Source organism: Pseudomonas azerbaijanoccidentalis, assembly GCF_019145495.1.
Lineage (GTDB): Bacteria > Pseudomonadota > Gammaproteobacteria > Pseudomonadales > Pseudomonadaceae > Aquipseudomonas > Aquipseudomonas azerbaijanoccidentalis.
Genome location: NZ_JAHSTU010000002.1, coordinates 731,767 through 753,759 on the forward strand (window position 1 = coordinate 731,767; position 21,993 = coordinate 753,759).

Sequence of the window (21,993 nt, forward strand, 5' to 3'; positions counted from 1 at the left end):
AGCCTTTAAATCTGGCTCCACTCCTTGTGGGAGCCAGCCTGCTGGCGATAGCGGTCTGACATTCAACCTATCCGTGTCTGACACTCCGCAATCGCCAGCAGGCTGGCTCCCACATTTGTTTTCGGGAACCCTTCAATGAAGCGTCTGCTCAGCCTTTTCGCCCTGCTCTCCTTATTGGCCGGTTGCGCCAGCAACGACATCGTCGACCCGCACGGCTACGACAAAACCGGCGTTGCCTCCTATTACGGCGCCAAACACCAAGGCAAACGCACCGCCAGTGGCGAGCGTTTCGACAAGAATTCCATGACCGCCGCACACCGCCAGTTGCCGTTCGGCACGCGGGTGAAGGTCACCAATCTGAATAACGACAAGTCCTGCGTGGTGCGCATCAATGACCGCGGGCCGCATACTCGTGGGCGCTTGATTGACTTGTCCCATGAAGCTGCCGAGCGCCTGGGCATGATCAGGAGCGGCACTGCGCGGGTACGCGTACAAGCCCTCGACGACTGACACTTGGAGCCCTGGCCATTTTCGGACTAGCCGACTTACCCCTGATCAACGTGATCGAACTGCTCAGCGGGCTGGTGCTGCTGATTGCCGGCGCCGAATTGATGGTGCGCGCCGCAGTGCGCCTTGCCGCGCGGCTGCACGTTCGGCCGCTGATCATCGGCTTGACCATCGTCGCCCTCGGCAGCAGCGCGCCACAGATGGCCGTCAGCCTGCAAGCCACGTTGGCGCATAACGCCGACATCGCCGTCGGCAGCGTGATCGGCAGCAGCATCTTCAACATTCTCGTCACCCTTGGGCTCTCAGCGCTGGTTATTCCGCTGCGGGTTTCAAGGCAATTCGTACGCTTGGACATTCCGCTGATGATCGGAGCCAGCCTGCTGGTGTTCGTACTGGCGTGGAATGAAGAACTGACACGCGCCGATGGTGTGATCCTGTTGGCGGCATTGCTCCTGTATCTGGCCTTGCTGCTGCGCCAGTCGCGGCATTCGGTGCGCCCGGTATCGACCCACGGCCACACCGGGGAGGCGCCATGGTTCACCAGCCTGCTGATGATCGTCGCCGGGCTGGGGATGCTGGTGTATGCCGGGCATTTGTTGCTGGGCGCGGCGGTGGCGGTGGCCACCGACCTGGGCTTGTCGGAGCGGATCATCGGCTTGACCATCGTCGCAGTCAGCACCTCCCTGCCTGAACTCGCGACTTCGTTGATTGCCGCGTTGCGCGGTGAACGAGAGATCGCCGTGGGCAACGTGATCGGCAGCAATCTGTTCAATCTTCTGGGGGTGCTCGGGGTGACGGCACTGATTGCACCATCACCGTTGTCGGTCTCACCCAATGCCCTGGAATTCGACCTGCCCGTAATGCTTGGCGTTGCCGTGCTGTGCCTGCCAGTGTTCTATTCCGGCTACCGGGTGACCCGCGCCGAAGGCCTGCTGTTTTTGGGCTTGTACCTGGCTTACGGGCTGCATGTGGTGTCATTCACCACTGGCATGCCGCTGGCGGGCAAGCTTGAACGCCTGATGCTGTTTTTCATCCTGCCGGCGCTGGTGGCGTTCTTGCTGTTTACGTCGCTGCGCGCCTGGCGGCGCCAACACCACAAGAAGGAATTGCCATGACCGAGCATAAAAAACCCGGCGTTGAAGTACGTCGCCAAGTGATGGGCGACGCTTTTGTCGACCGTGCACTGGGCAACGCCAATGAGTTCACCCAGCCGCTGCAGGATTTCGTCAACGAACACGCTTGGGGTGCGGTGTGGAACCGTGAAGGTTTGCCGCTGAAAACCCGCAGCCTGATCACCCTCGCTGCGCTGACAGCGCTGAAGTGCCCGCAGGAATTGAAAGGCCACGTACGCGGTGCGCTGAACAACGGCTGCACCGTGGATGAGATTCGCGAAGCGCTGCTGCATTGCGCCGTGTATGCCGGTGTGCCGGCAGCGATTGATGCGTTTCGGGCGGCGCAGGAAGTGATTGATACCTACCAGAAGCCTGAATAGTTTCGTTGTCTTGAAAAGATCGCCGCCTGCGGCAGCGCCTACAGTGGAATACGCTCAACTGTAGGCGCTGGCAGCGATCTTTTGATTTTCAGATCCACCCGCCCCACTGCAACAAAAAGATCCCGATATTGGTGGTCACCGCCGCCATCAACGTGGTGATCACGATGATCGCCGCCGCCAGTTCATGATTGCCATCCGCCGCCCGGGCCATGACGAAACTGGCGGCGGCAGTCGGGCTGCCGAAGTACAAAAACAGAATCCCCAGCTCCGCCCCACGAAAGCCCCAGAGCCACGCACCGAGTGTCGCCAGAATCGGCAGGCCGAGCATTTTCACCAGGCTTGAACTGAGCGCCATCGAGCCACTTTTGCGCATCGCCGCCAGCGACAGCGTGCCGCCAATGCAAATCAACGCCAGGGGCAAGGTGGTTTGCGCCAGATACTGGCCGGACGTCTCCAGCCATCCCGGCAAGCTGATTTTGAAGTAGGCAAACGGGGCGGCCGCGAACACGCTGATGATCAACGGATTGACCATGACGCTTTTGCAAATACTCCACGGATCAGACTTGATCACCGGGCTGTAGACCGCCAGCACGATGGTCGAGAGCGTGTTGTAGAACAGGATCACCAGCGCCGCGAGAATCGCCCCGAGGGAAATCCCGTAGTCACCGTACATGCTCGCCGCCAGCGCCAGGCCGATCACGCCGTTGTTACCGCGAAAGGCGCCCTGGGTGTAGATCCCGCGGTCTTCGCGCGGGCACTTGAAAATCGCCCAGCCCCAGGCAATGGCAAAGCACACCAGGGTCGCCAGGGAGAAGTAGATCAGCAGCGCCGGTTGCAGCGCGGCGTGAAGGTCGGCATGCAGGATGCCCAGGAACAGCAACGCCGGCATGGTGACGTTGAACACCAGGGACGACGCAGTGTGGATGAAGTTGTCGTTGATCCAGTCGATGCGTTTGAGCAACACCCCGAGAAACAGCATGGCGAACACCGGTGCGGTGATGTTCAGGGTTTCGAGGAAAATTGCCAGCATGCCGGGAGGACCTTGGGGTGGGCGTCGGTAGGTGGCTAATGATAAGCCACCAAGGACATCGGCGTCTGGTAGACCGTCATCGCCAGCAGGCTGGCTCCCACAGGAGGGCTTCTGTGTTGCACAAACCGTGTGAACACCGAAGATCCCTGTGGGAGCCAGCCTGCTGGCGATGAACGATAACGCGGTCTCAGGTAATCGGCGCCGGGTTGAACAAGGTGATGTCGTTATGCAGCTTGTGCTTTTCCGCCCACGTCTGTTGCTTGCCGCTGGCCACGTCCAGGTAGTAGTGGAACAACTCCCAACCGAGGTCTTCGATGGAAGCGCGCCCGGTAGCGATACGCCCGGCATCAATGTCGATCAAATCCGGCCAGCGTTGCGCCAGTTCGGTACGCGTCGAGACCTTCACCACAGGCGCCATGGCCAAACCATACGGCGTACCACGACCGGTAGTGAACACGTGCAGGTTCATCCCCGCCGCCAACTGCAACGTCCCGCAGACAAAGTCACTGGCCGGGGTCGCGCAGAAGATCAGTCCTTTTTCCTTGAAGCGCTCGCCAGGGCCGAGCACGCCGCTGATCGCGCTGCTACCGGATTTGACGATCGAACCCAACGACTTCTCGACAATGTTCGACAACCCGCCCTTCTTGTTGCCCGGCGTGGTATTGGCGCTGCGGTCCGCTTCACCCTTGGCCAGGTAACGGTCGTACCAATCCATTTCCCGCACCAGCTCCTGCGCGACTTCCTTGGTTTGCGCCCGGGAGGTCAGCAGGTAGATCGCGTCGCGCACTTCGGTGACTTCGGAAAACATCACCGTCGCGCCCGCCCGCAGCAACAAGTCCGAGGCATAGCCCAGCGCCGGGTTGGCGGTGATGCCGGAGAACGCATCACTGCCGCCGCACTGCATGCCAAGGATTAGCTCGGACGCCGGCACGGTTTCCCGACGGCGTTGATCGAGCTTCTTCAAACGGGTTTCCGCCAGCTCCATGATCTGTTCGATCATCTCGGTGAAACCGTGACTGGAATCCTGCAAGCGATACAACCACGGCTCGCTCAAATCCACGGAGCTGTCGTTCTCGTGCATCACCTGCCCGGCCTGCAATTTCTCGCAGCCCAGGCTGATCACCAGAGCCTCGCCGCCCAGGTTCGGGTTGCGCGCCAGGTTGCGCACGGTGCGAATCGGGATGTACGCATCAGTCGCGGTGATCGCCACGCCGCAGCCGTAGCTGTGAGTCAGCGCCACCACGTCATCGACGTGCGGGTACTTGGGCAGCAACTCTTTCTTGATGCGGTTGACCGCGTGATCGAGCACCCCGGTCACGCACTGCACGGTGGTGGTGATGCCGAGAATGTTGCGCGTGCCGACGGTGCCGTCGGCATTGCGATAACCCTCGAAAGTGAAGCCTTCCAGCGGAGCGGGCGCGGCCGGCACTTCGGTGGACAGCGGCAGGCTGTCCAGCGGTGGCGCGGTCGGCATGCGCAGTTGATCTTCCTTGACCCAACTGCCGCGAGGAATCGGCTGCAAGGCATAGCCAATAACCTGGCCGTAACGAATCACCTGACCACCCTCGGGAATGTTCTCCAGGGTGACCTTGTGGCTCTGTGGCACGAAGTCCACGGTCACCAGGCCATCGGCAAACTCGGTGCCCGCCGGGACGCCCTGGTCGTTGACCACGATCACTACGTTGTCCCGCTCGTGCAGGCGGATGTAGCGCGGCGAGTCGGAATGTTCAATCAACTGCATGACGCCGCTCCTCAGGAATGCGCTTGAGACAATTTGTTATGGGTTTCAGGACCGCTGACCGGTGGCTCTTTGAGCACCACACGCTTGATCGGACCGACGATCACCAGATAGCTGAACACCGCGACCAGTGCGTTGCAACCGACGAAGACCAACGCCCATTTGAACGAACCGGTGGAGCTGATGATGTAGCCAATCACGATCGGGGTGGTGATCGATGCGATGTTACCGAAGGTGTTGAACAGGCCACCGCTCAGACCGGCGATCTGTTTCGGTGAAGTGTCGGACACCACGGCCCAGCCCAGTGCGCCCACGCCTTTGCCGAAGAAGGCCAGGGCCATGAAGCCGACGACCATCCATTCAACATCGACATAGTTGCAGGCCACGATGCTGCTGGAAACCAGCAAGCCGGCAATGATCGGCGCCTTGCGGGCGAAGGTCAGCGAATGGCCTTTGCGCAGCAGGTAATCGGAAATCACCCCGCCGAGCACACCACCGATGAAGCCGCAGATGGCCGGTAACGAGGCGATGAAACCGGCCTTGAGGATGGTCATGCCGCGCTCTTGTACCAGGTACACCGGGAACCAGGTCAGGAAGAAGTAGGTGATGCCGTTGATGCAATATTGGCCCAGATACACGCCTAGCATCATGCGGTTGGTCAGCAGTTGGCGGATGTAGTCCCACTTCGGACCGTCGACTTTTTTGCCTTTGCCTTTGTCCTGGTCCATGTCGACCATACCGCCGTTGTCGGCGATGTGCTTGAACTCGGCGTCGTTGATCATCGGGTGTTGGCGCGGACTGTAGATCACTTTCAGCCAGATGCCAGAGAAGATGATGCCGATCACACCCATGACGATGAACACGTGCTGCCAGCCGAAGCTGTAGACGATCCAGCCCATCAACGGTGCGAACAACACGGTGGCAAAGTACTGCGCCGAGTTGAAGATCGCCGAGGCGGTGCCGCGTTCAGCGGTCGGGAACCAGGCTGCCACGATACGTGCGTTGCCGGGGAAGGATGGCGCTTCGGCCAGGCCCACCAAAAAGCGCAGCATGAACAGCGCAACCACGGCGGTGGACATGCCGAACTCGCCGACATAGCCCTGCAGGACGGTGAACAGCGACCAGGTGAAGATGCTCAGTGCGTAGATTTTTTTCGAACCGAAACGGTCCAGCAGCCAGCCACCAGGAATTTGCCCGGCCACGTAGGCCCAACCGAATGCGGAGAAGATATAGCCGAGGGTAACGGCGTCAATGCCGAGGTCTTTTTGCAGGCTGGAGCCAGCGATTGCGATGGTAGCCCGGTCGGCGTAGTTGATCGTGGTCACCAGAAACAGCATGAGCAGGATCAAATAGCGGACGTGAGTCGGCTTGGTCGATTGCATGTAGATGTACTCCCACAAATTATTTTTATGCGCGGGTGAATCTGTTGTTGCTCTCTGTAGGAGCTGCCGAGTGAAACGAGGCTGCGATCTTTTGATCTTTAAAAGCAAAGATCGCAGCCTTCGGCAGCTCCTACAGAGCTATCGCGTTTACGAACCGATGTAGCTGGTCTTCACGACCGTGTAGAACTCTTGCGCATAGCGACCTTGCTCACGTGATCCATAGGATGAACCTTTACGGCCACCGAACGGAACGTGGTAATCGACGCCGGCGGTCGGCAGGTTGACCATCACCATTCCGGCCTGGGAGTGGCGTTTGAAGTGATTGGCGTACTTCAGCGACGTGGTGGCGATGCCCGCCGACAGACCGAACTCGGTGTCGTTGGCCATGGCCAGGGCAGCTTCGTAATCGGCCACGCGGACGATGTTGGCCACTGGGCCAAAGATCTCTTCCTGGCTGATACGCATCGACGCTTCGCTGTCGGCAAACAGCGTTGGCGCGAGGAAGTAGCCCTCGGTATCGCAAGTCACCAGACCACCGCCGCTGACCAGACGCGCACCTTCGGACTGGCCGATATCGATGTACTTCATGTCCTGTTCAAGCTGCGCCTGGGACACCACTGGACCGATGTCGGTACCGGCCTTCAAGGCGTGGCCGACTTTGATCGACTTCATACGCTCGGCCATGGCTTCTACGAACTTGTCGTGGATGCCAGCAGTGACGATGAAGCGGCTCGACGCGGTGCAGCGCTGGCCGGTGGAGTAGAACGCGCTCTGTACCGACAGCTCGACCGCTTGCTTGAGGTCAGCGTCGTCGAGAATGACCTGCGGGTTCTTGCCGCCCATTTCCAACTGGACTTTGGCCTGACGCGACACGCAGCTGACGGCGATCTGACGACCAACGCCAACGGAACCGGTGAAGCTGATACCGTCGACTTTCGGGCTGTGCACCAGTGCATCGCCCACCACACGACCGCTGCCCATCACCAGGTTGAACACACCGGCCGGGAAGCCCGCGCGGGAGATGATTTCGGCCAACGCCCAGGCACAGCCCGGCACCAGATCAGCAGGCTTGAGCACGACGCAGTTGCCGTAGGCCAGGGCCGGGGCGATTTTCCACGACGGGATCGCAATCGGGAAATTCCACGGAGTGATCAAGCCGACCACGCCCAAAGCTTCGCGAGTCACTTCGACGTTAACGCCCGGACGCACCGACGGCAGGTAGTCGCCGGACAGACGCAGGCATTCACCGGCGAAAAACTTAAAGATGTTACCGGCGCGAGTCACTTCGCCGATGGCTTCGGGCAGGGTCTTGCCCTCTTCCCGGGCCAGCAGGGTGCCGAGCTCTTCGCGACGGGCGAGGATTTCAGTGCCGACTTTATCAAGGGAATCGTGACGCGCCTGAATGCCGGAAGTGGACCACGCCGGGAAGGCGGCACGGGCGGCATCGATGGCGGCATTGACCTGAGCCAGGTCAGCCTTGGCGTAATCGCCAATGGTGTCGCTCAGCTCAGACGGGTTGATGTTGGCCGAGTAATCGCCACCGGCGACCCATTCACCGTTGATGTAGTTATCGAAACGCTTTGCATCTGCCACTTTAAGATCTCCTCACGCAAAAGGCCGCTGATCGCTCAGCGGCCTTACTTAATCGGTTGTGTTACTGCGCACCCTGCTTGTCGATCAGCGCGGCGAGCATTTCGTACTCTTCGCCAGTCAGATCGGTCAGCGGTGCCCGCACAGGGCCTGCGTCATAGCCGGCAATTTTTGCCCCGGCCTTGACGATGCTCACGGCATAGCCAGCCTTGCGGTTGCGGATGTCCAGGTACGGCAGGAAGAAGTCGTCAATGATCTTGCCGACGGTGGCGTGATCTTCACGAGCGATCGCGTGGTAGAAGTCCATCGCGGTTTTCGGGATGAAGTTGAACACCGCCGAGGAGTAAACCGGTACGCCCAGCGCCTTGTAGGCAGCGGCGTAGACTTCAGCGGTCGGCAAACCGCCCAGGTAGCTGAAACGATCACCGAGACGGCGACGGATCGACACCATCAACTCGATATCGCCCAGGCCATCCTTGTAGCCGATCAGGTTCGGGCAGCGCTCGGCCAGACGTTCCAGCAGCGGTGCGTTCAGGCGGCAGACGTTGCGGTTGTAGACCACGACGCCGATGTTGACCGATTTGCACACGGCTTCAACGTGGGCGGCAACGCCGTCCTGGCTAGCTTCGGTCAGGTAGTGCGGCAGCAGCAACAGGCCTTTGGCGCCCAGACGTTCGGCTTCCTGTGCGTACTCAATAGCTTGACGGGTCGAACCGCCCACGCCGGCCAGGATTGGCACGCTGGTGGCGCAAGTGTCGACGGCAGTCTTGATGATTTCCGAATATTCGCTGGCCGCCAGAGAGAAGAACTCACCGGTGCCGCCTGCGGCGAACAGAGCCGAGGCGCCGTATGGGGCCAGCCATTCGAGACGCTTGATGTAGCCAGCGCGGTTGAAATCGCCCTGTGCATTGAAATCGGTAACCGGGAAAGACAGCAGACCGGAAGAGAGGATGGACTTCAGTTCTTGTGGATTCATTATTCGAACACCCTGGATTGCGACGTTGTGTGAGAAAACCTTTCAGCCTGCGCTGAAGTTGTAGGTCATCGTACAACTTAAAATACAACCGTCAACTGCATTTCATCGCGGAGGGCGAAAATTGTTCGACAAGAAAGATCGAGATGTAGATTTTTAGCGGGTTTCAGGGCAGGTATGCAGAATCGAAGCGCTCGGATGAATCAGCGCTTTGGAGATAAGTTGTCGGAAGATTGAGGACAACCACAGGTTTTGTTTCATGGCTGACGGCCCTATCGCGAGCAGGCTCACTCCTACAGGAATCTTCAGTGTGGCGAGATCCACTGTAGCAGCGAGCCTGCTCGCGATAGCGGTAGTTCGGACGATAGATGACGCAGGGCGGATTGCTTATCCGCGCTGCGCCTCAGCCTCTTCATGCGCATGACGCAACCGCTCGCGGCTGTTGGTCAGGTGCAAACGCATGGCCGCTCGCGCCGCATCGGAATCCTGACGCGCGATGGCATCGTAGATTTCTTCGTGCTCACGGCTCAGGCGATTCATGTAGTGCTGCTGATCGTCATGGGCCAGCCGCGCGGAGTTGAGACGGGTGCGTGGAATGATGCTGGTGCCCAGGTGCGTCATGATGTCGGTGAAGTAGCGGTTGCCGGTCGACAGTGCAATCTGCAAGTGGAACTGGAAGTCCGAGGCCACGGCATCGCTGGCGTGTGACACGCTTTCGTTCAGCGCATCGAGTGCCGCACGCATCAACGCCAACTGCTCGGGGCTGCGGCGTTGCGCTGCCAGCCCGGCGGACTCCACTTCGAGACTGATGCGCAACTCCAGAATGGCCAGCACGTCACGCAAGGTGACCACGGTTGCCGGATCAATGCGAAAACCGCTCGGGCTCGGGGTGTCGAGCACGAAGGTGCCGATACCGTGGCGGGTTTCCACCTGCCCTGCCGCCTGCAAACGGGAAATCGCTTCGCGCACCACCGTGCGGCTGACGCCATGGGCATCCATGATCGCCGACTCGGTGGGCAACTTGTCGCCACGTTTGAGGTGGCCATCGCGGATCTGCTCGGACAGCACCGTCACCAGTTCCTGAGCGAGGCTGCGGCGCTTGCGAGGTAGGCGTGGTGCGTCGTTCGGGTTTTCCATGGTGAACATCTGTCTCGAAAAGTTCGGCTGCTGAAAGCGCATCATAGCGCAACGCGGTTGTACGATCACCACCACCCCTGTAGGAGCTGCCGCAGGCTGCGATCTTTTGACTTTGATTATTCAAGATCAAAAGATCGCAGCCTGCGGCAGCTCCTACAGAGGCATGGGATTTATGCGGTCACCGCCTGATCCACCAGATGGCCGTTCTCGATACGCACATGCCGCGGATGGAAGCGCTTGAGACTGCTGCGATGGCCGACGCTGACAATGCTCAGCCCCGGCAACTCATCGATCAGCGCCTGGTACAGCGACGCTTCATCTTCTTCATCCATCGCCGAAGTCGCTTCGTCCATGTACAGCCATTGCGGTGCATAAAGCAGCGCACGGGCAAAGGCCAGGCGTTGCTGCTCACCCGGCGACAGCATGCGCTGCCAGTGATTGGCTTCATCCAGACGCGCCACCAGATGCGGCAAGCGACAGGTTTCCAGTACGTGCGCGTAACGCTCGTTTGAATACGTATCGCCAGACTGTGGATAACTCAACGCCTCACGCAGCGTGCCGATTGGCAAATACGGTTTTTGCGGCAGGAACAGGTAGCGCGCAGACGGCAAGCGAATACTGCCATGCCCTGCCGGCCACAGGTGCCCCATCGCCCGCAGCAGCGTCGACTTGCCACTGCCGGAACGACCGCTGAGCATCACCCGCTCGCCCTCCTGCACCGTCATGTCGGCATTGGTCAGCAAGTGACGGCCGTCAGCGAGATCCAGGCCAAGGTTGTGCATCTTCAAGGACGAACCGGTGTTCTGCACGTCAATGGCTGGTGCGCGCCCCTCATTGTCGGTCATGGCCTGACGGAAGCTGAGCAGACGATCGCAAGTAGCGCGCCATGAAGCGAGGCTTTGGTAGGCACTGATGAACCAGCTGAAGCTTTCCTGCACGTTGCCAAACGCCGAGCTGATTTGCATCAGTTCGCCGAGTTCGATCTTGCCGGAGAGGTAACGCGGCGCAGCCACGATGAACGGGAAAATAATCGCCGCCTGGCTGTAACCGGCAGTGAAGAACGTCAGGCGTTTGGACACCTTCATGATGTCCCAGAAGTTATGCCAGACCATCCCGAAGCGGCCGCTCAAGCGACGATTTTCGTTCGCCTCGCCGTTGTACAACGCGATGCTTTCAGCATTCTCGCGAATCCGCACCATGGAGAAACGCAGGTCGGCTTCGAAGCGTTGTTGTTGGTTGTTCAGGCCGATCAAGCGACGACCGATCAAATGCGTCAGCCAGCTGCCGACCACCGCGTACACCAGCACGCACCAGAACATGTAGCCGGGAATGGTGATCCCGAACACTTCAATGCTGCCCGACACGCCCCACAGAATGATCGAGAACGACACCAGGCTTACGATATTTCGCAGCAGCCCGATCCCCAGTTCCAGAGTGTTGGAGGTGAAGTTGTTGAGGTCTTCGGAAATCCGCTGGTCCGGGTTATCGGTGTAACCGCCCTGCTCCAGCTTGTAGTAATTCTTGTCACTGAGCCAACGCGAAAAATGCTTTTCGGTGAGCCAGGCCCGCCAGCGGATCGTCAGCATCTGGGTGAGGTAGAGGCGGTAAACCGCGCCGACAATCGCCACCGCCGCAATCGCGCAGAAGTACAGAATCAACCGCCAGAACGCCGCTTCGTCCTTCTGTTGCAGCGCGTTGTAGAAATCCTTGTACCAGGTGTTGAACCACACCGAGATCCCCACGCTGATCAGTGACAACGCGATCACCGCAATCAACAGTGTCCAGGCTTTAGCCTTCTCTTCACTCTGCCAATAAGGCGTGATCATCGCCCAGACTTTGCGGAAAAATTGCCCGCGCACAGCGTCGTTGACCGCGGAATATTCAGCGTTCTGATTCATGGATAAGGCTCGATAGAGAAAAGTACACGCACGAACCGATCATAGATGATCGGTTCGGTTTGTCGCGAGGAGCGGCCAGCATTCGTTCAGCGCAGGTTCAGCGGCGAACCGGGCGCTTCTGCAGTTTGCGCTGCAGCGTGCGGCGGTGCATGCCCAGGGCGCGGGCCGTGGCGGAGATGTTGCCTTCGTGCTCGGTCAACACACGCTGAATGTGTTCCCACTGCAAGCGGTCCACCGACATCGGGTTTTCCGGTACCAGGCTGTCGAGGTCGGCGTGTTCGGACAGCAACGCCGCCAGCACATCGTCGGCGTCGGCCGGTTTGCACAGGTAGTTGCAGGCGCCGCGCTTGATCGCTTCGACCGCGGTGGCAATGCTCGAATAACCGGTGAGGATCACCACGCGCATTTCCGGGTCCATTTCCAGCAACTTGGGCAGCAGCACCAGGCCGGAATCGCCGTCCATTTTCAGGTCCAGTGCGGCGTAGTCCGGCAGATCAGCCTGAGCCAGCGCCAGGCCTTCTTCGGCGGAACCGGCCGTGCTCACACGGAAACCCCGGCGGGCCATGGCGCGGGCCATGACGCGGGTGAAGGTCGCGTCGTCATCGACCAGCAGCAGATGCGGCAGTTCTTCGCCTTCGACTTGGATTTCGTCACTCATGTTCGTCTCCTCGGGCGCCAAGGGGCAGGCGCAGCTCGGTGAGCGTGCCGCCTTCCTCATGACTGTAGAGTTTCACTGAGCCGCCAGCGCGTGTCACGCTGGCTTTGCTCAAAAACAGGCCCAGGCCGAAACCTTTGCCCTTGGTGGTAAAAAACGGCTTGCCGATCTGTTCGGCGATAGCCAGCGGCACACCCGCGCCGTGGTCGCGAATGCTGATAGTGAGGTTTTCGGCGTCCCAATCCAGCGTCACTTGCAAGCCTTCAGGGCAGGCATCGGCTGCATTGTTCAGCAAATTCAGCAGCGCCTGGGTGAGGTCCGGCGGGGGCGCCATGCGCGGCACCGTGCCCTGGCCCAGGCGCTGGAAGCGGTAACTGGCCTCCGGACGCATCAGGTGCCAGCGATTGAGCGCTTCATCGAGCCAATCGGTAACGTCCTGCATCTCTACCGCCAGACGCCGATTGGCCTCGGCGGCGCGTACCAGTTGCTGCAAGGTCTCTTTGCACAGCTTGACCTGATCCTGCAGCACGCTGAGGTCATCTTGCAACATCGGGTCGTGATGATCCTGGCGCATTTCCTTGAGCAGTACGCTCATGGTCGCCAACGGCGTGCCCAGCTCATGGGCGGCGCCCGCCGCCTGGGTAGCGACAGCCAGCAATTGCTGATCGCGCAGGCCTTCTTCACGACGGATGGCGCGCAGCTCTTCCTGACGGCGCAGTTCTTCGGCCATGCGCGCGGCGAAGAACGTGATCACAGCCGCCGCGAGGGCGAAACTCAACCACATCCCGTACACCTGCAGGTTTTCCTGAGCGATCGGAAAGGTTTGCAGAGGATAGAACCGCGCCAGCAGCAAGGTGTACATCGTCAGCGCGATACCCGACAGAATCACCGAGTAACGCCACGGCAATGTCACAGCGGCGATGGTCAGCGGCACCAGGTAATAAGAGACGAAGGGGTTCGTCGAGCCACCGGAGAAGTACAGCAAGGCGCTGTGGATAAACAGGTCGCAGGCCAGTTGCACGGCGTATTCGAGCTCGGTGACCGGCCACGAGGTGCGCAGGCGAATGGCCGTGAAGGCACACAGCAGCATTGAGCAGCCCAGGGTCGCGGCCAGTTGAAACCAGGGCAGCGGCAACAATTCGAGCCAGTAGGCCAAGCCTACGGAACCGGCTTGGGCGGCCAGCACCAAAGTACGGATGAACGTCAGGCGCCAGAGATTCTGGCGAGTGGCGGAAGTGATTTGAACGGGGGCGAGCATGAGCTCTCCTGATGAGCGCTCCAGGCGGATCACCGGGAGTATAACCAAGCGCGGAGGCTGGCAGGCAAAAGTGCGGCAAACAGCCACAGCCCACATACATTCCGTGTAGCAGCTACCGCTGGCGATGATCTGTATAGAAGTTGTAACTGTGCGAACCGAGTCAATAAAGCTAGAGTCTGATGGTTTCACGCAGGCCCGGACTATCCCCTGCGCCTCATTTCAGGAGCTTTCATGCACACATTCCGCCGCAGCGCCGCCCTCCTTGCCCTGAGTATTGGCACCGTCGCCAGCCTCCCGGCCTTGGCGACCGACGAGCTTCATTACAATCAGATTTCCCTGCGCGCCGAAGTCAGCCAGGAAGTGGCTCGCGACCTGATGATCGTGACCCTCTACACCGAAGAACAGAACACCGACCCGGCCAAACTCGCCGCCGATGTCAGCACCACCATGAACAAGGCGCTGGCCCAGGCCAAGCAGGTCAAGGACATCACCCTGCGCCAGGGCAGCCGCAACAGCTACCCGATCTACGACACCAAGGGCCAGAAGATCACCGGCTGGCGTGAACGCGCCGAGCTGCGCCTGGAAAGCACTGATTTCGCCGCGCTGTCGAAGCTGACCGGCGAGCTGCTCACCGACCTGAAGATGGGCGGCATGGACTTCGCCATTGCCACGCCAACGCGCAAGGCCAGTGAAGACACCCTGCTCAAGGAAGCGGTCACCGCCTTCAAGGCACGCGCCCAACTGGCCACCGACGCGCTGGGTGGCAAAGGCTACAAAATCGTCAACCTGAACCTCAACAGCAACGGCTACCCGCAACCGTACATGCGCGCACCGATGATGATGAAAGCCGCCAGCATGGATGGCGCGGCTCCGGTGACACCTGAAGTCGAGGCCGGTACCAGCCAGGTCAGCATGACGGCCGATGGTTCGATTGAAGTGCTGATGCCTTAATCGATATCCCGCAGGCGAAAAAAGGCGATCACCCAGTGATCGCCTTTTTTTTCATCGTAGGAGCTGCCGCAGGCTGCGATCTCTTGATCTTGATCTATGCTCACAAAACCCTGTGATGGCCCGAAAGATCGCAGCCTTCGGAAGCGCCTACAGGGGTAGTTGCACTTGGTACAACTCGACCACTACCAGTGCAACGATAACCACTCTCACTAACCCCCACACACCCCTTGAGGACGGGGTATAAATAGGTAACACCCCCGCCCCACGCACGGGCAACCGAGCGCGCTAGCGCACCAAAAAAGTGCGCGAATTGCACTGCAAAAACGCCGCGCAAACGGTCAAATGCGTCAAATTTTATACATATGCGACATTAAGGTACGTTCGTGCCACCGTTTAAGACCTGTAGACGCTCAAGATCTTGCATTGGGTATGCCCCCTGCATAAGTATCCGCAGGCACGACTCACGAGGTCGTCCTCAAAATTAAAAAATGACAACAAATCATGAGGCCACCATGCTTAAACAAGCGGTCATTCCGTTTTTAGTCGGCGCTAGCTTGTTAGCCGCCGCACCGTTCGCTCAAGCTGCGACCAATCTGGTGTTCTGCTCCGAAGGGAGCCCGGCCGGTTTCGATCCAGGTCAATACACCACCGGAACCGACTTCGACGCCTCTGCAGAAACCATGTTCAACCGCCTGACCCAGTTCGAGCGCGGCGGCACCGCCGTTATTCCTGGCCTGGCAACCAGCTGGGACGTCTCCGATGACGGCCTGACGTACACCTTCCACCTGCGTGAAGGCGTCAAGTTCCACACCACGCCGTACTTCAAGCCGACTCGTGAGTTCAACGCCGACGACGTGCTGTTCACCTTTAATCGCATGATTAACAAGGATGACCCGTTCCGCAAAGCGTACCCGACTGAATTCCCGTACTTCACCGACATGGGGATGGATACCAACATCACCAAGATCGATAAGGTCGACGACAAAACCGTCAAGTTCACCCTGAAAGATGTGGACGCCGCGTTCATCCAGAACATGGCCATGAGCTTCGCCTCGATCCAGTCCGCCGAGTACGCTGCCCAGCTGCTCAAGGAAGGCAAGGCTGCCGACATCAACCAGAAGCCGGTTGGCACTGGTCCGTTTGTGTTCAAGAGCTACCAGAAAGACTCCAACATCCGTTACACCGGAAACAAGGATTACTGGAAGCCTGATGACGTGAAGATCGATAACCTGATCTTCGCCATCACCACCGACCCGTCGGTTCGTATCCAGAAGCTGAAGAAGAACGAATGCCAGGTCACCCTGTTCCCTCGTCCGGCCGACCTCAAAGCCCTGCGTGAAGACAAAACCCTGAAGCTGCCTGACCAGGCTGGTTTCAACCTCGGTTACATCGCCTACAACGTGATGGACAAGGTCAAGGGCAGCAACGAGCCAAACCCGCTGGCGCAACTGAAAGTGCGTCAGGCAATGGACATGGCCGTCAACAAGCAGCAGATCATCGACTCCGTGTACCAGGGCGCCGGCCAACTGGCTGTCAACGCCATGCCACCGACCCAATGGTCCTACGACACCACCATCAAGGATGCACCGTACAACCCTGAGAAAGCCAAAGAGCTGCTCAAGGAAGCCGGCGTGAAAGAGGGCACCGAAATCGTCCTCTGGGCGATGCCGGTACAGCGTCCTTACAACCCGAACGCCAAGCTGATGGCAGAAATGCTGCAGTCCGACTGGTCCAAGATCGGCCTCAAGGTCAAGATCCAGAGCTACGAGTGGGGCGAGTACATCAAGCGCTCCAAAGGTGGCGAGAACCAGGCGATGCTGATTGGCTGGAGCGGTGACAATGGTGATCCGGATAACTGGCTGAACGTGCTGTTCGGCTGCGACTCGCTGGAAGGCAACAACTTCTCCAAGTGGTGCGACAAGAAGTTTGACGACATCGTCAAACAAGCCAAGCGCACTTCGGATCAAGGCAAACGCACCGAACTCTACAAGCAAGCGCAACACGTCCTCAAAGACGCTGTTCCAATGACACCTATCGCTCACTCGACGGTGTTCCAACCCATGCGCGCCAATGTGCAGGACTTCAAGATCAGCCCGTTTGGCTTGAACTCCTTCTACGGCGTCAGCGTCAGCAAATAAGATCGGGTAACGGCGACGTTTTTCACGTCGCCGTTACTTCATCGACCGAGAAAGCAGGAATTCGCCTACATCCCAATCGTCTGCTAACTACAGCAGTCCGTTAGGACCTGTCGTCTTTTCCTACGAGTCTATAAGGCTCTTCGCATGTACTGCCGAACCCACGGCTTATACCGTCGGGATTCGACCAGCTTATGCGTGGGCCATCGGTTTGCTGTACGTCATGGTTTGAGATCAGTGAAGCCCCCCACGTCTACGGACGGGAATCCAGGCTCACTGCCATAACACTGAACAAGAGGGAGCGTCATGCGCCATACCTTGGTTTTATCTGCATTGCTGGGCACCGGCCTGTTGGCCGCCACCTCCATGAGCCACGCTGCCAATAACAGCCTGGTGTTCTGCTCCGAGGGCAGCCCCGCCGGTTTCGATACGGCGCAGTACACGACGGCGACTGACAACGACGCCGCCGAGCCGCTGTACAACCGTCTGGCAGAGTTTGAAAAAGGCTCGACCAACGTCGTGCCGGGTCTGGCCACGAGCTGGGATATTTCCGAGGACGGCCTCAAGTACACCTTTCACCTGCGTCCCGGAGTGAAATTCCACACCACCAAATACTTCACCCCGAGCCGCGACTTCAATGCCGATGACGTGCTGTTCACGTTCAACCGCATGCTCGATCCGCAACAGCCTTTCCGTAAGGCGTACCCGACGGAGTTCCCCTACTTCAACGGCATGAGCCTGAACAAGAACATCGCCAAGGTCGAAAAGACCGGGCCGCTGACCGTGGTCATGACGCTCAACAGCGTGGACGCCGCGTTCATCCAGAACCTCGCCATGAGCTTCGCCGCCATCCTCTCCGCCGAGTACGCCGACAAGCTGCTGGCCGAAGGCAAGCCTAGCGATATCAACCAGAAGCCGATCGGCACTGGGCCGTTCGTGTTCAAGAGCTACCAGAAAGACTCGAACATCCGTTACACCGGCAACAAGCAATACTGGGCGCCGGAGCGGGTCAAACTCGACAATCTGATTTTCGCCATCAACACCGACGCTTCGGTGCGCGTGCAGAAACTCAAGGCCGATGAGTGCCAGATCACCCTGCACCCGCGCCCGGCCGATGTCACCGCGCTGAAGAACGACCCGAAACTGCAACTGATCGAGAAGCCCGGTTTCAACCTCGGTTACATCGCCTACAACGTGCGCCACAAGCCGTTCGACCAACTCGAAGTGCGCCAGGCGCTGGACATGGCGGTGAACAAGCAAGGCATTCTCAACGCCGTCTACCAGGGCGCGGGGCAATTGGCGGTCAACGCTATGCCGCCGACCCAATGGTCCTACGACGACACGATCAAGGACGCCGCCTACAACCCGGAAAAAGCCAAGGAATTGCTCAAGGCTGCCGGCGTCAAGGAAGGCACCGAGATCACCTTGTGGGCCATGCCCGTTCAGCGTCCGTACAACCCCAACGCCAAGTTGATGGCCGAAATGCTCCAGGCTGACTGGGCGAAGATCGGCCTCAAGGTCAAGATCGTCAGCTACGAATGGGGCGAGTACATCAAGCGCACCAAGAATGGCGAACATGACGTCAGCCTGATCGGCTGGACCGGTGACAATGGTGACCCGGACAACTGGCTCGGCACCCTCTACAGCTGCGACGCCATTGGCGGCAACAACTACTCCATGTGGTGTGATCCGGCTTACGACAAGCTGATCAAGCAGGCCAAGGTCGTGACCGACCGCGACCAGCGCACCGTGCTCTACAAACAGGCGCAGCAGTACCTCAAACAGCAGGTGCCGATCACGCCAGTCGCCCACTCGACGGTCAACCAGCCGTTGAGCGCCAAAATCGAAGGGTTCAAGGTCAGCCCATTCGGTCGTAACGTCTTCTCGGGTGTCAGCATCGAAAAATAAAACCGTGTAGCTAAAACGCTGGGGGCGCATTGCGCCCTCACGCAAGCGTATTGCCGTAATTCGCCCATATGGCTGGCAGCAAACGTTTGCGATGCGTGAATGAGTTCCAAACCATAGCCGGATCACCCAAAAAAGACCGGCATAAAAAAAAAGAAAGTAAGGAGCTTTACCCATGAAACTGAGCAGCACCGCAATATTGGCCTTGGCCATCAGCAGCGTAACCGCCACGGCTTACGCTGAAACCCAGAGCCAGGCGTTCACCCCGGTTACTGTGAAAGAGAAAGCGGCACAAAGCGAAGCCACTGGCTTTGTCGACGGCCAATCGCTGACCGGGACAACGCGCAACTGGTACGCCAACGAACAGCTGAAACGTGGCGGCAAGTTCCGTTACAGCAAAGACGGCGCGTTGCCGGAAACGGATCGTCGTATCAACTGGGTACAAGGCACGATCCTCAAGTACAACTCGGGCTTCACCGAAGGCACTGTCGGCTTCAGCACTGAAGTCGCCGCCTACAACGCCATTGCGCTGGAGCGTGATCGCGAGAACCTGGCCGCCGGCAACGGTGGCGCTCCGAAGACCGGGGCTTTCTCGGGCAACAACCGTACCCTGACCGAAAAAGGCGGTGACGCCGTAGGTCAGTGGAGCAAACTGGGTCTGGCCAACGTCAAGGCACGTGTTTCCAACTCCACCCTGACTGCCGGTCGCCAGAGCTACAGCAGCCCGCAAGTCGACACCATCGGCAACCGTGCCCTGCCTTCGAGCTTCCAGGGCGTGAGCTTGAATGTCGCTGAGCTGGAAAACCTGACCTTCGATTTCGCGACCTTTGACCGCGTGTCCCCGCGTATGGAACAAAGCGAGCAAAAATTCCGTGCCGAGTACGCCAACGGCCGTGTAGAAACCGATCACATCTACACCGGTGGCATCACCTACACCCCATTCGCCAGCCTGACCACCAGCCTTTGGGCGACCCAGGCTGAAGACATCTGGAACCAATACTACTTCGGCGCCACCCACGTACTGGGTGACAGCCAGGTCCTGAGCCTGACCACCGGCCTGAACTACTACAAAACACAGGAAGACGGCAAAGCGCTGATCGGCGACATCGACAACGATACGTACTCCCTGTCGTTCGGCCTGACCCACCAGGCCCACAGCCTGACCTTCTCGTACCAGGAAGTGAACGGTAACGAGTACTTCGACTACCTGCACGAAACCAACGGCATCTACCTGGCCAACTCCCTGCTGTCGGACTTCAACGGCCCGAACGAGAAATCCTTCCAGGTGGCCTACGGCCTGAACATGGCCGAGTACGGCGTGCCAGGCCTGAAGTTCAACATCTACCAGGCTCGCGGCTGGGGCATCGACGGTACTCACTACACCGGCAACAAAGGTGTGGTCGACAAGGGCTACGACGGTATCCAGACGCAAGACGGTGAACATCATTACGAATACGGTATCGGTGCGACATACGCCGTACAAAGCGGCCCGCTCAAAGCCACCACTATTCGTGGAACCTACACCGCTCACCGCGCCAGCGATAACCAGTCTGATGGCAGCATCAACGAGTTCCGTCTCGTGACCACCATCCCGTTCAATATTCTGTAATGCAGTGGGCCGAACGGTGCGTTCAGTGATGAATTGCCGTTCGGCTTTTGTCCTTTAACCGATTGCAGAGGGTTCTTGATGAAAATGCTTCCCCTACGCGCGGCCATCGCGGCCGCCTTGCTGAGTGTCGCGGTGGGTGTCTCGGCCAAGCCGCTGGTGGTCTGTACCGAAAACAGCCCCGAAGGCTTCGACATGGTCCAGTACACGACTGCAGTCACCGCCGATGCCGTGGCTGAAACCATCTTCAATCGATTGGCGGACTTCAAGCCCGGCACCACCGATGTGATTCCGGCACTGGCCGAATCGTGGGACATCAGCGAAGACGGTTTGAGCTACACGTTCCACCTGCGCAAAGGCGTCAAGTTCCACACCACCGAATATTTCAAGCCGACCCGCGACCTGAATGCCGACGACGTGGTCTGGAGCTTCCAGCGCCAGCTGGACCCGAATCATCCGTGGCACAAACTGTCGAGCGTGGGCTTCCCGTACTTTGAAAGCATGGGCTTCAAGGAACTGCTGAAAAGCGTCGAGAAAGTCGACGACAACACGGTCAAGTTCACCCTGACCCGCCGTGAAGCGCCGTTCCTGGCTGACATTGCCATGGCGTTCTCGTCGATCTACTCCGCCGAGTACGCCGACCAGTTGCTCAAGGCCAACAAGACCGGCGACCTGAACAACAAGCCGGTCGGCACCGGCCCGTTCGTCTTCCAGCGCTACAACAAGGACGCTCAGGTTCGCTTCAAGGCCAACCCGGACTACTTCCGTGGCAAGCCACCGGCCGAAGCGCTGATCCTGGCCATCGCCACCGACAACAACGTGCGCCTGCAAAAGCTCAAGGCGAACGAGTGCCAGGTCGCGCTGTATCCGAAGCCGGACGACATCCCGAGCATCAAGAAAGACCCGAATCTGAAAGTCGATGAACTGAACGCGATGACCGTGTCGTACGTCGCCATGAACACCACCCACAAGTACATGAGCGACGTGCGGGTACGCAAAGCCATCGACATCGCGTTCGACAAGGAAGCCTACGTCAACGCCCTGTTTGGCAAAGGCAACGCCACCGTGGCGGTCAACCCGTTCCCGGACACCCTGCTGGGCTACAACCACAGCCTGAAAAACCCGGTCCGTGATCTGGACAAAGCCCGCGCGCTGCTCAAGGAAGCCGGTGTTCCAGAAGGGACCACCTTCACCCTGTTCACCCGCAACGGCGGCGGCCCGACCAACCCCAACCCGATGCTCGGTGCGCAGATGATGCAAGCCGACCTGGCCAAGGTCGGGATCAAGATCGATATACGCGTGATGGAATGGGGCGAAATGCTCAAACGCGCGAAAAACGGCGAGCACGACATGGTTTCCGCCGGATGGGCGGGCGATAACGGCGACCCGGATAACTTCCTGACGCCTATGCTCAGTTGCGAAGCGGCGAAGAACGGCGAAAACTACGCGCGCTGGTGCAATGACAAGTTCCAGGCACTGATCGACCAGGCTCGCGAAAAAACCGACCCGGCCGAGCGTGCTGCACTGTACGAACAGGCTCAGGTTATTTTTAACCAGGACCAGCCATGGATCAGCATGGCACACACTAGAATGTTCACCGCAATGCGTAACAACGTAGAGGGTTATCACATTAGCCCCCTCACCACGAATAACTTCGCCACCACCCAGGTGAAGTAAATAAGAAAACTCCCGGCAGGCCTGACCCAGGCAAGCCGGGCACGCCTAACCGGCTGATG

At 59.1% G+C, this 21,993-nt stretch carries 17 protein-coding genes; 8 read left to right on the forward strand and 9 right to left on the reverse strand.

Annotated features, from left to right (window positions below):
* The first annotated feature begins 135 nt into the window (after nt 1-135).
* Genes KVG88_RS09930 through KVG88_RS09940 form a run of 3 tightly spaced genes read left to right on the forward strand, consistent with a single transcriptional unit; the run spans nt 136 to nt 1,999 of the window.
* Nucleotides 136-510: a septal ring lytic transglycosylase RlpA family protein gene (locus KVG88_RS09930; protein ID WP_217871226.1), complete on the forward strand. Its 375-nt coding sequence runs from the start codon at nt 136-138 to the stop codon at nt 508-510.
* A 50-nt stretch (nt 511-560) separates the two neighbouring features.
* The gene (locus KVG88_RS09935; protein ID WP_217871227.1) at nt 561-1,622 is read left to right on the forward strand and encodes a calcium/sodium antiporter; all 1,062 of its coding nucleotides are present in this window, start codon (nt 561-563) and stop codon (nt 1,620-1,622) included.
* Complete coding sequence (locus KVG88_RS09940; protein ID WP_217871228.1) at nt 1,619-1,999, forward strand: carboxymuconolactone decarboxylase family protein; 381 nt, start codon at nt 1,619-1,621, stop codon at nt 1,997-1,999. Before KVG88_RS09935 ends, KVG88_RS09940 begins: the two co-directional genes overlap by 4 nt.
* Before the next feature lie 88 nt (nt 2,000-2,087).
* Here the strand turns inward: KVG88_RS09940 and KVG88_RS09945 are convergent, their stop codons facing one another.
* From KVG88_RS09945 to KVG88_RS09985, 9 genes are all read right to left on the reverse strand, one after another.
* Nucleotides 2,088-3,029, reverse strand: a complete 942-nt coding sequence (locus KVG88_RS09945) for an AEC family transporter (protein WP_217871229.1) — start codon at nt 3,027-3,029, stop codon at nt 2,088-2,090.
* Nucleotides 3,030-3,216: 187 nt separating this feature from the next.
* The gene (garD, locus tag KVG88_RS09950; protein ID WP_217871230.1) at nt 3,217-4,770 is read right to left on the reverse strand and encodes a galactarate dehydratase; all 1,554 of its coding nucleotides are present in this window, start codon (nt 4,768-4,770) and stop codon (nt 3,217-3,219) included.
* Between the two features lie 11 nt (nt 4,771-4,781).
* Complete coding sequence (locus tag KVG88_RS09955) at nt 4,782-6,149, reverse strand: MFS transporter (protein WP_150703609.1); 1,368 nt, start codon at nt 6,147-6,149, stop codon at nt 4,782-4,784.
* A gap of 147 nt (nt 6,150-6,296) precedes the next feature.
* Nucleotides 6,297-7,742: an aldehyde dehydrogenase family protein gene (locus KVG88_RS09960; protein WP_150703608.1), complete on the reverse strand. Its 1,446-nt coding sequence runs from the start codon at nt 7,740-7,742 to the stop codon at nt 6,297-6,299.
* 61 nt (nt 7,743-7,803) lie between these two features.
* Nucleotides 7,804-8,715, reverse strand: a complete 912-nt coding sequence (gene kdgD, locus KVG88_RS09965) for a 5-dehydro-4-deoxyglucarate dehydratase (RefSeq protein WP_020796617.1) — start codon at nt 8,713-8,715, stop codon at nt 7,804-7,806.
* 384 nt (nt 8,716-9,099) lie between these two features.
* Entirely contained in the window at nt 9,100-9,849 is a 750-nt protein-coding gene (locus tag KVG88_RS09970; RefSeq protein ID WP_175581354.1) for a FadR/GntR family transcriptional regulator, read from the reverse strand.
* Between the two features lie 170 nt (nt 9,850-10,019).
* Nucleotides 10,020-11,747, reverse strand: a complete 1,728-nt coding sequence (locus KVG88_RS09975; RefSeq protein WP_217871231.1) for an ABC transporter ATP-binding protein/permease — start codon at nt 11,745-11,747, stop codon at nt 10,020-10,022.
* Between the two features lie 97 nt (nt 11,748-11,844).
* Complete coding sequence (locus KVG88_RS09980; RefSeq protein ID WP_150703605.1) at nt 11,845-12,405, reverse strand: response regulator transcription factor; 561 nt, start codon at nt 12,403-12,405, stop codon at nt 11,845-11,847.
* Nucleotides 12,398-13,660: an ATP-binding protein gene (locus tag KVG88_RS09985; RefSeq protein WP_150703604.1), complete on the reverse strand. Its 1,263-nt coding sequence runs from the start codon at nt 13,658-13,660 to the stop codon at nt 12,398-12,400. Before KVG88_RS09985 ends, KVG88_RS09980 begins: the two co-directional genes overlap by 8 nt.
* 231 nt (nt 13,661-13,891) lie before the next feature.
* On the opposite strand from KVG88_RS09985, the gene KVG88_RS09990 reads away from it, so the two are divergent.
* The 5 genes from KVG88_RS09990 (at nt 13,892) to KVG88_RS10010 (ending at nt 21,934) form a co-directional block, all read left to right on the forward strand.
* Nucleotides 13,892-14,611 (forward strand): SIMPL domain-containing protein, encoded by a 720-nt coding sequence (locus tag KVG88_RS09990; RefSeq protein ID WP_217871232.1) that lies wholly within the window; start codon nt 13,892-13,894, stop codon nt 14,609-14,611.
* A 512-nt stretch (nt 14,612-15,123) separates the two neighbouring features.
* Complete coding sequence (locus KVG88_RS09995) at nt 15,124-16,749, forward strand: ABC transporter substrate-binding protein (protein WP_150703602.1); 1,626 nt, start codon at nt 15,124-15,126, stop codon at nt 16,747-16,749.
* A 303-nt stretch (nt 16,750-17,052) separates the two neighbouring features.
* Nucleotides 17,053-18,654, forward strand: a complete 1,602-nt coding sequence (locus KVG88_RS10000; RefSeq protein ID WP_150703601.1) for an ABC transporter substrate-binding protein — start codon at nt 17,053-17,055, stop codon at nt 18,652-18,654.
* 172 nt (nt 18,655-18,826) lie between these two features.
* Nucleotides 18,827-20,260: an OprD family porin gene (locus KVG88_RS10005; RefSeq protein WP_150703600.1), complete on the forward strand. Its 1,434-nt coding sequence runs from the start codon at nt 18,827-18,829 to the stop codon at nt 20,258-20,260.
* 78 nt (nt 20,261-20,338) lie between these two features.
* Nucleotides 20,339-21,934: an ABC transporter substrate-binding protein gene (locus tag KVG88_RS10010; protein WP_217871233.1), complete on the forward strand. Its 1,596-nt coding sequence runs from the start codon at nt 20,339-20,341 to the stop codon at nt 21,932-21,934.
* Nucleotides 21,935-21,993: the final 59 nt, after the last annotated feature.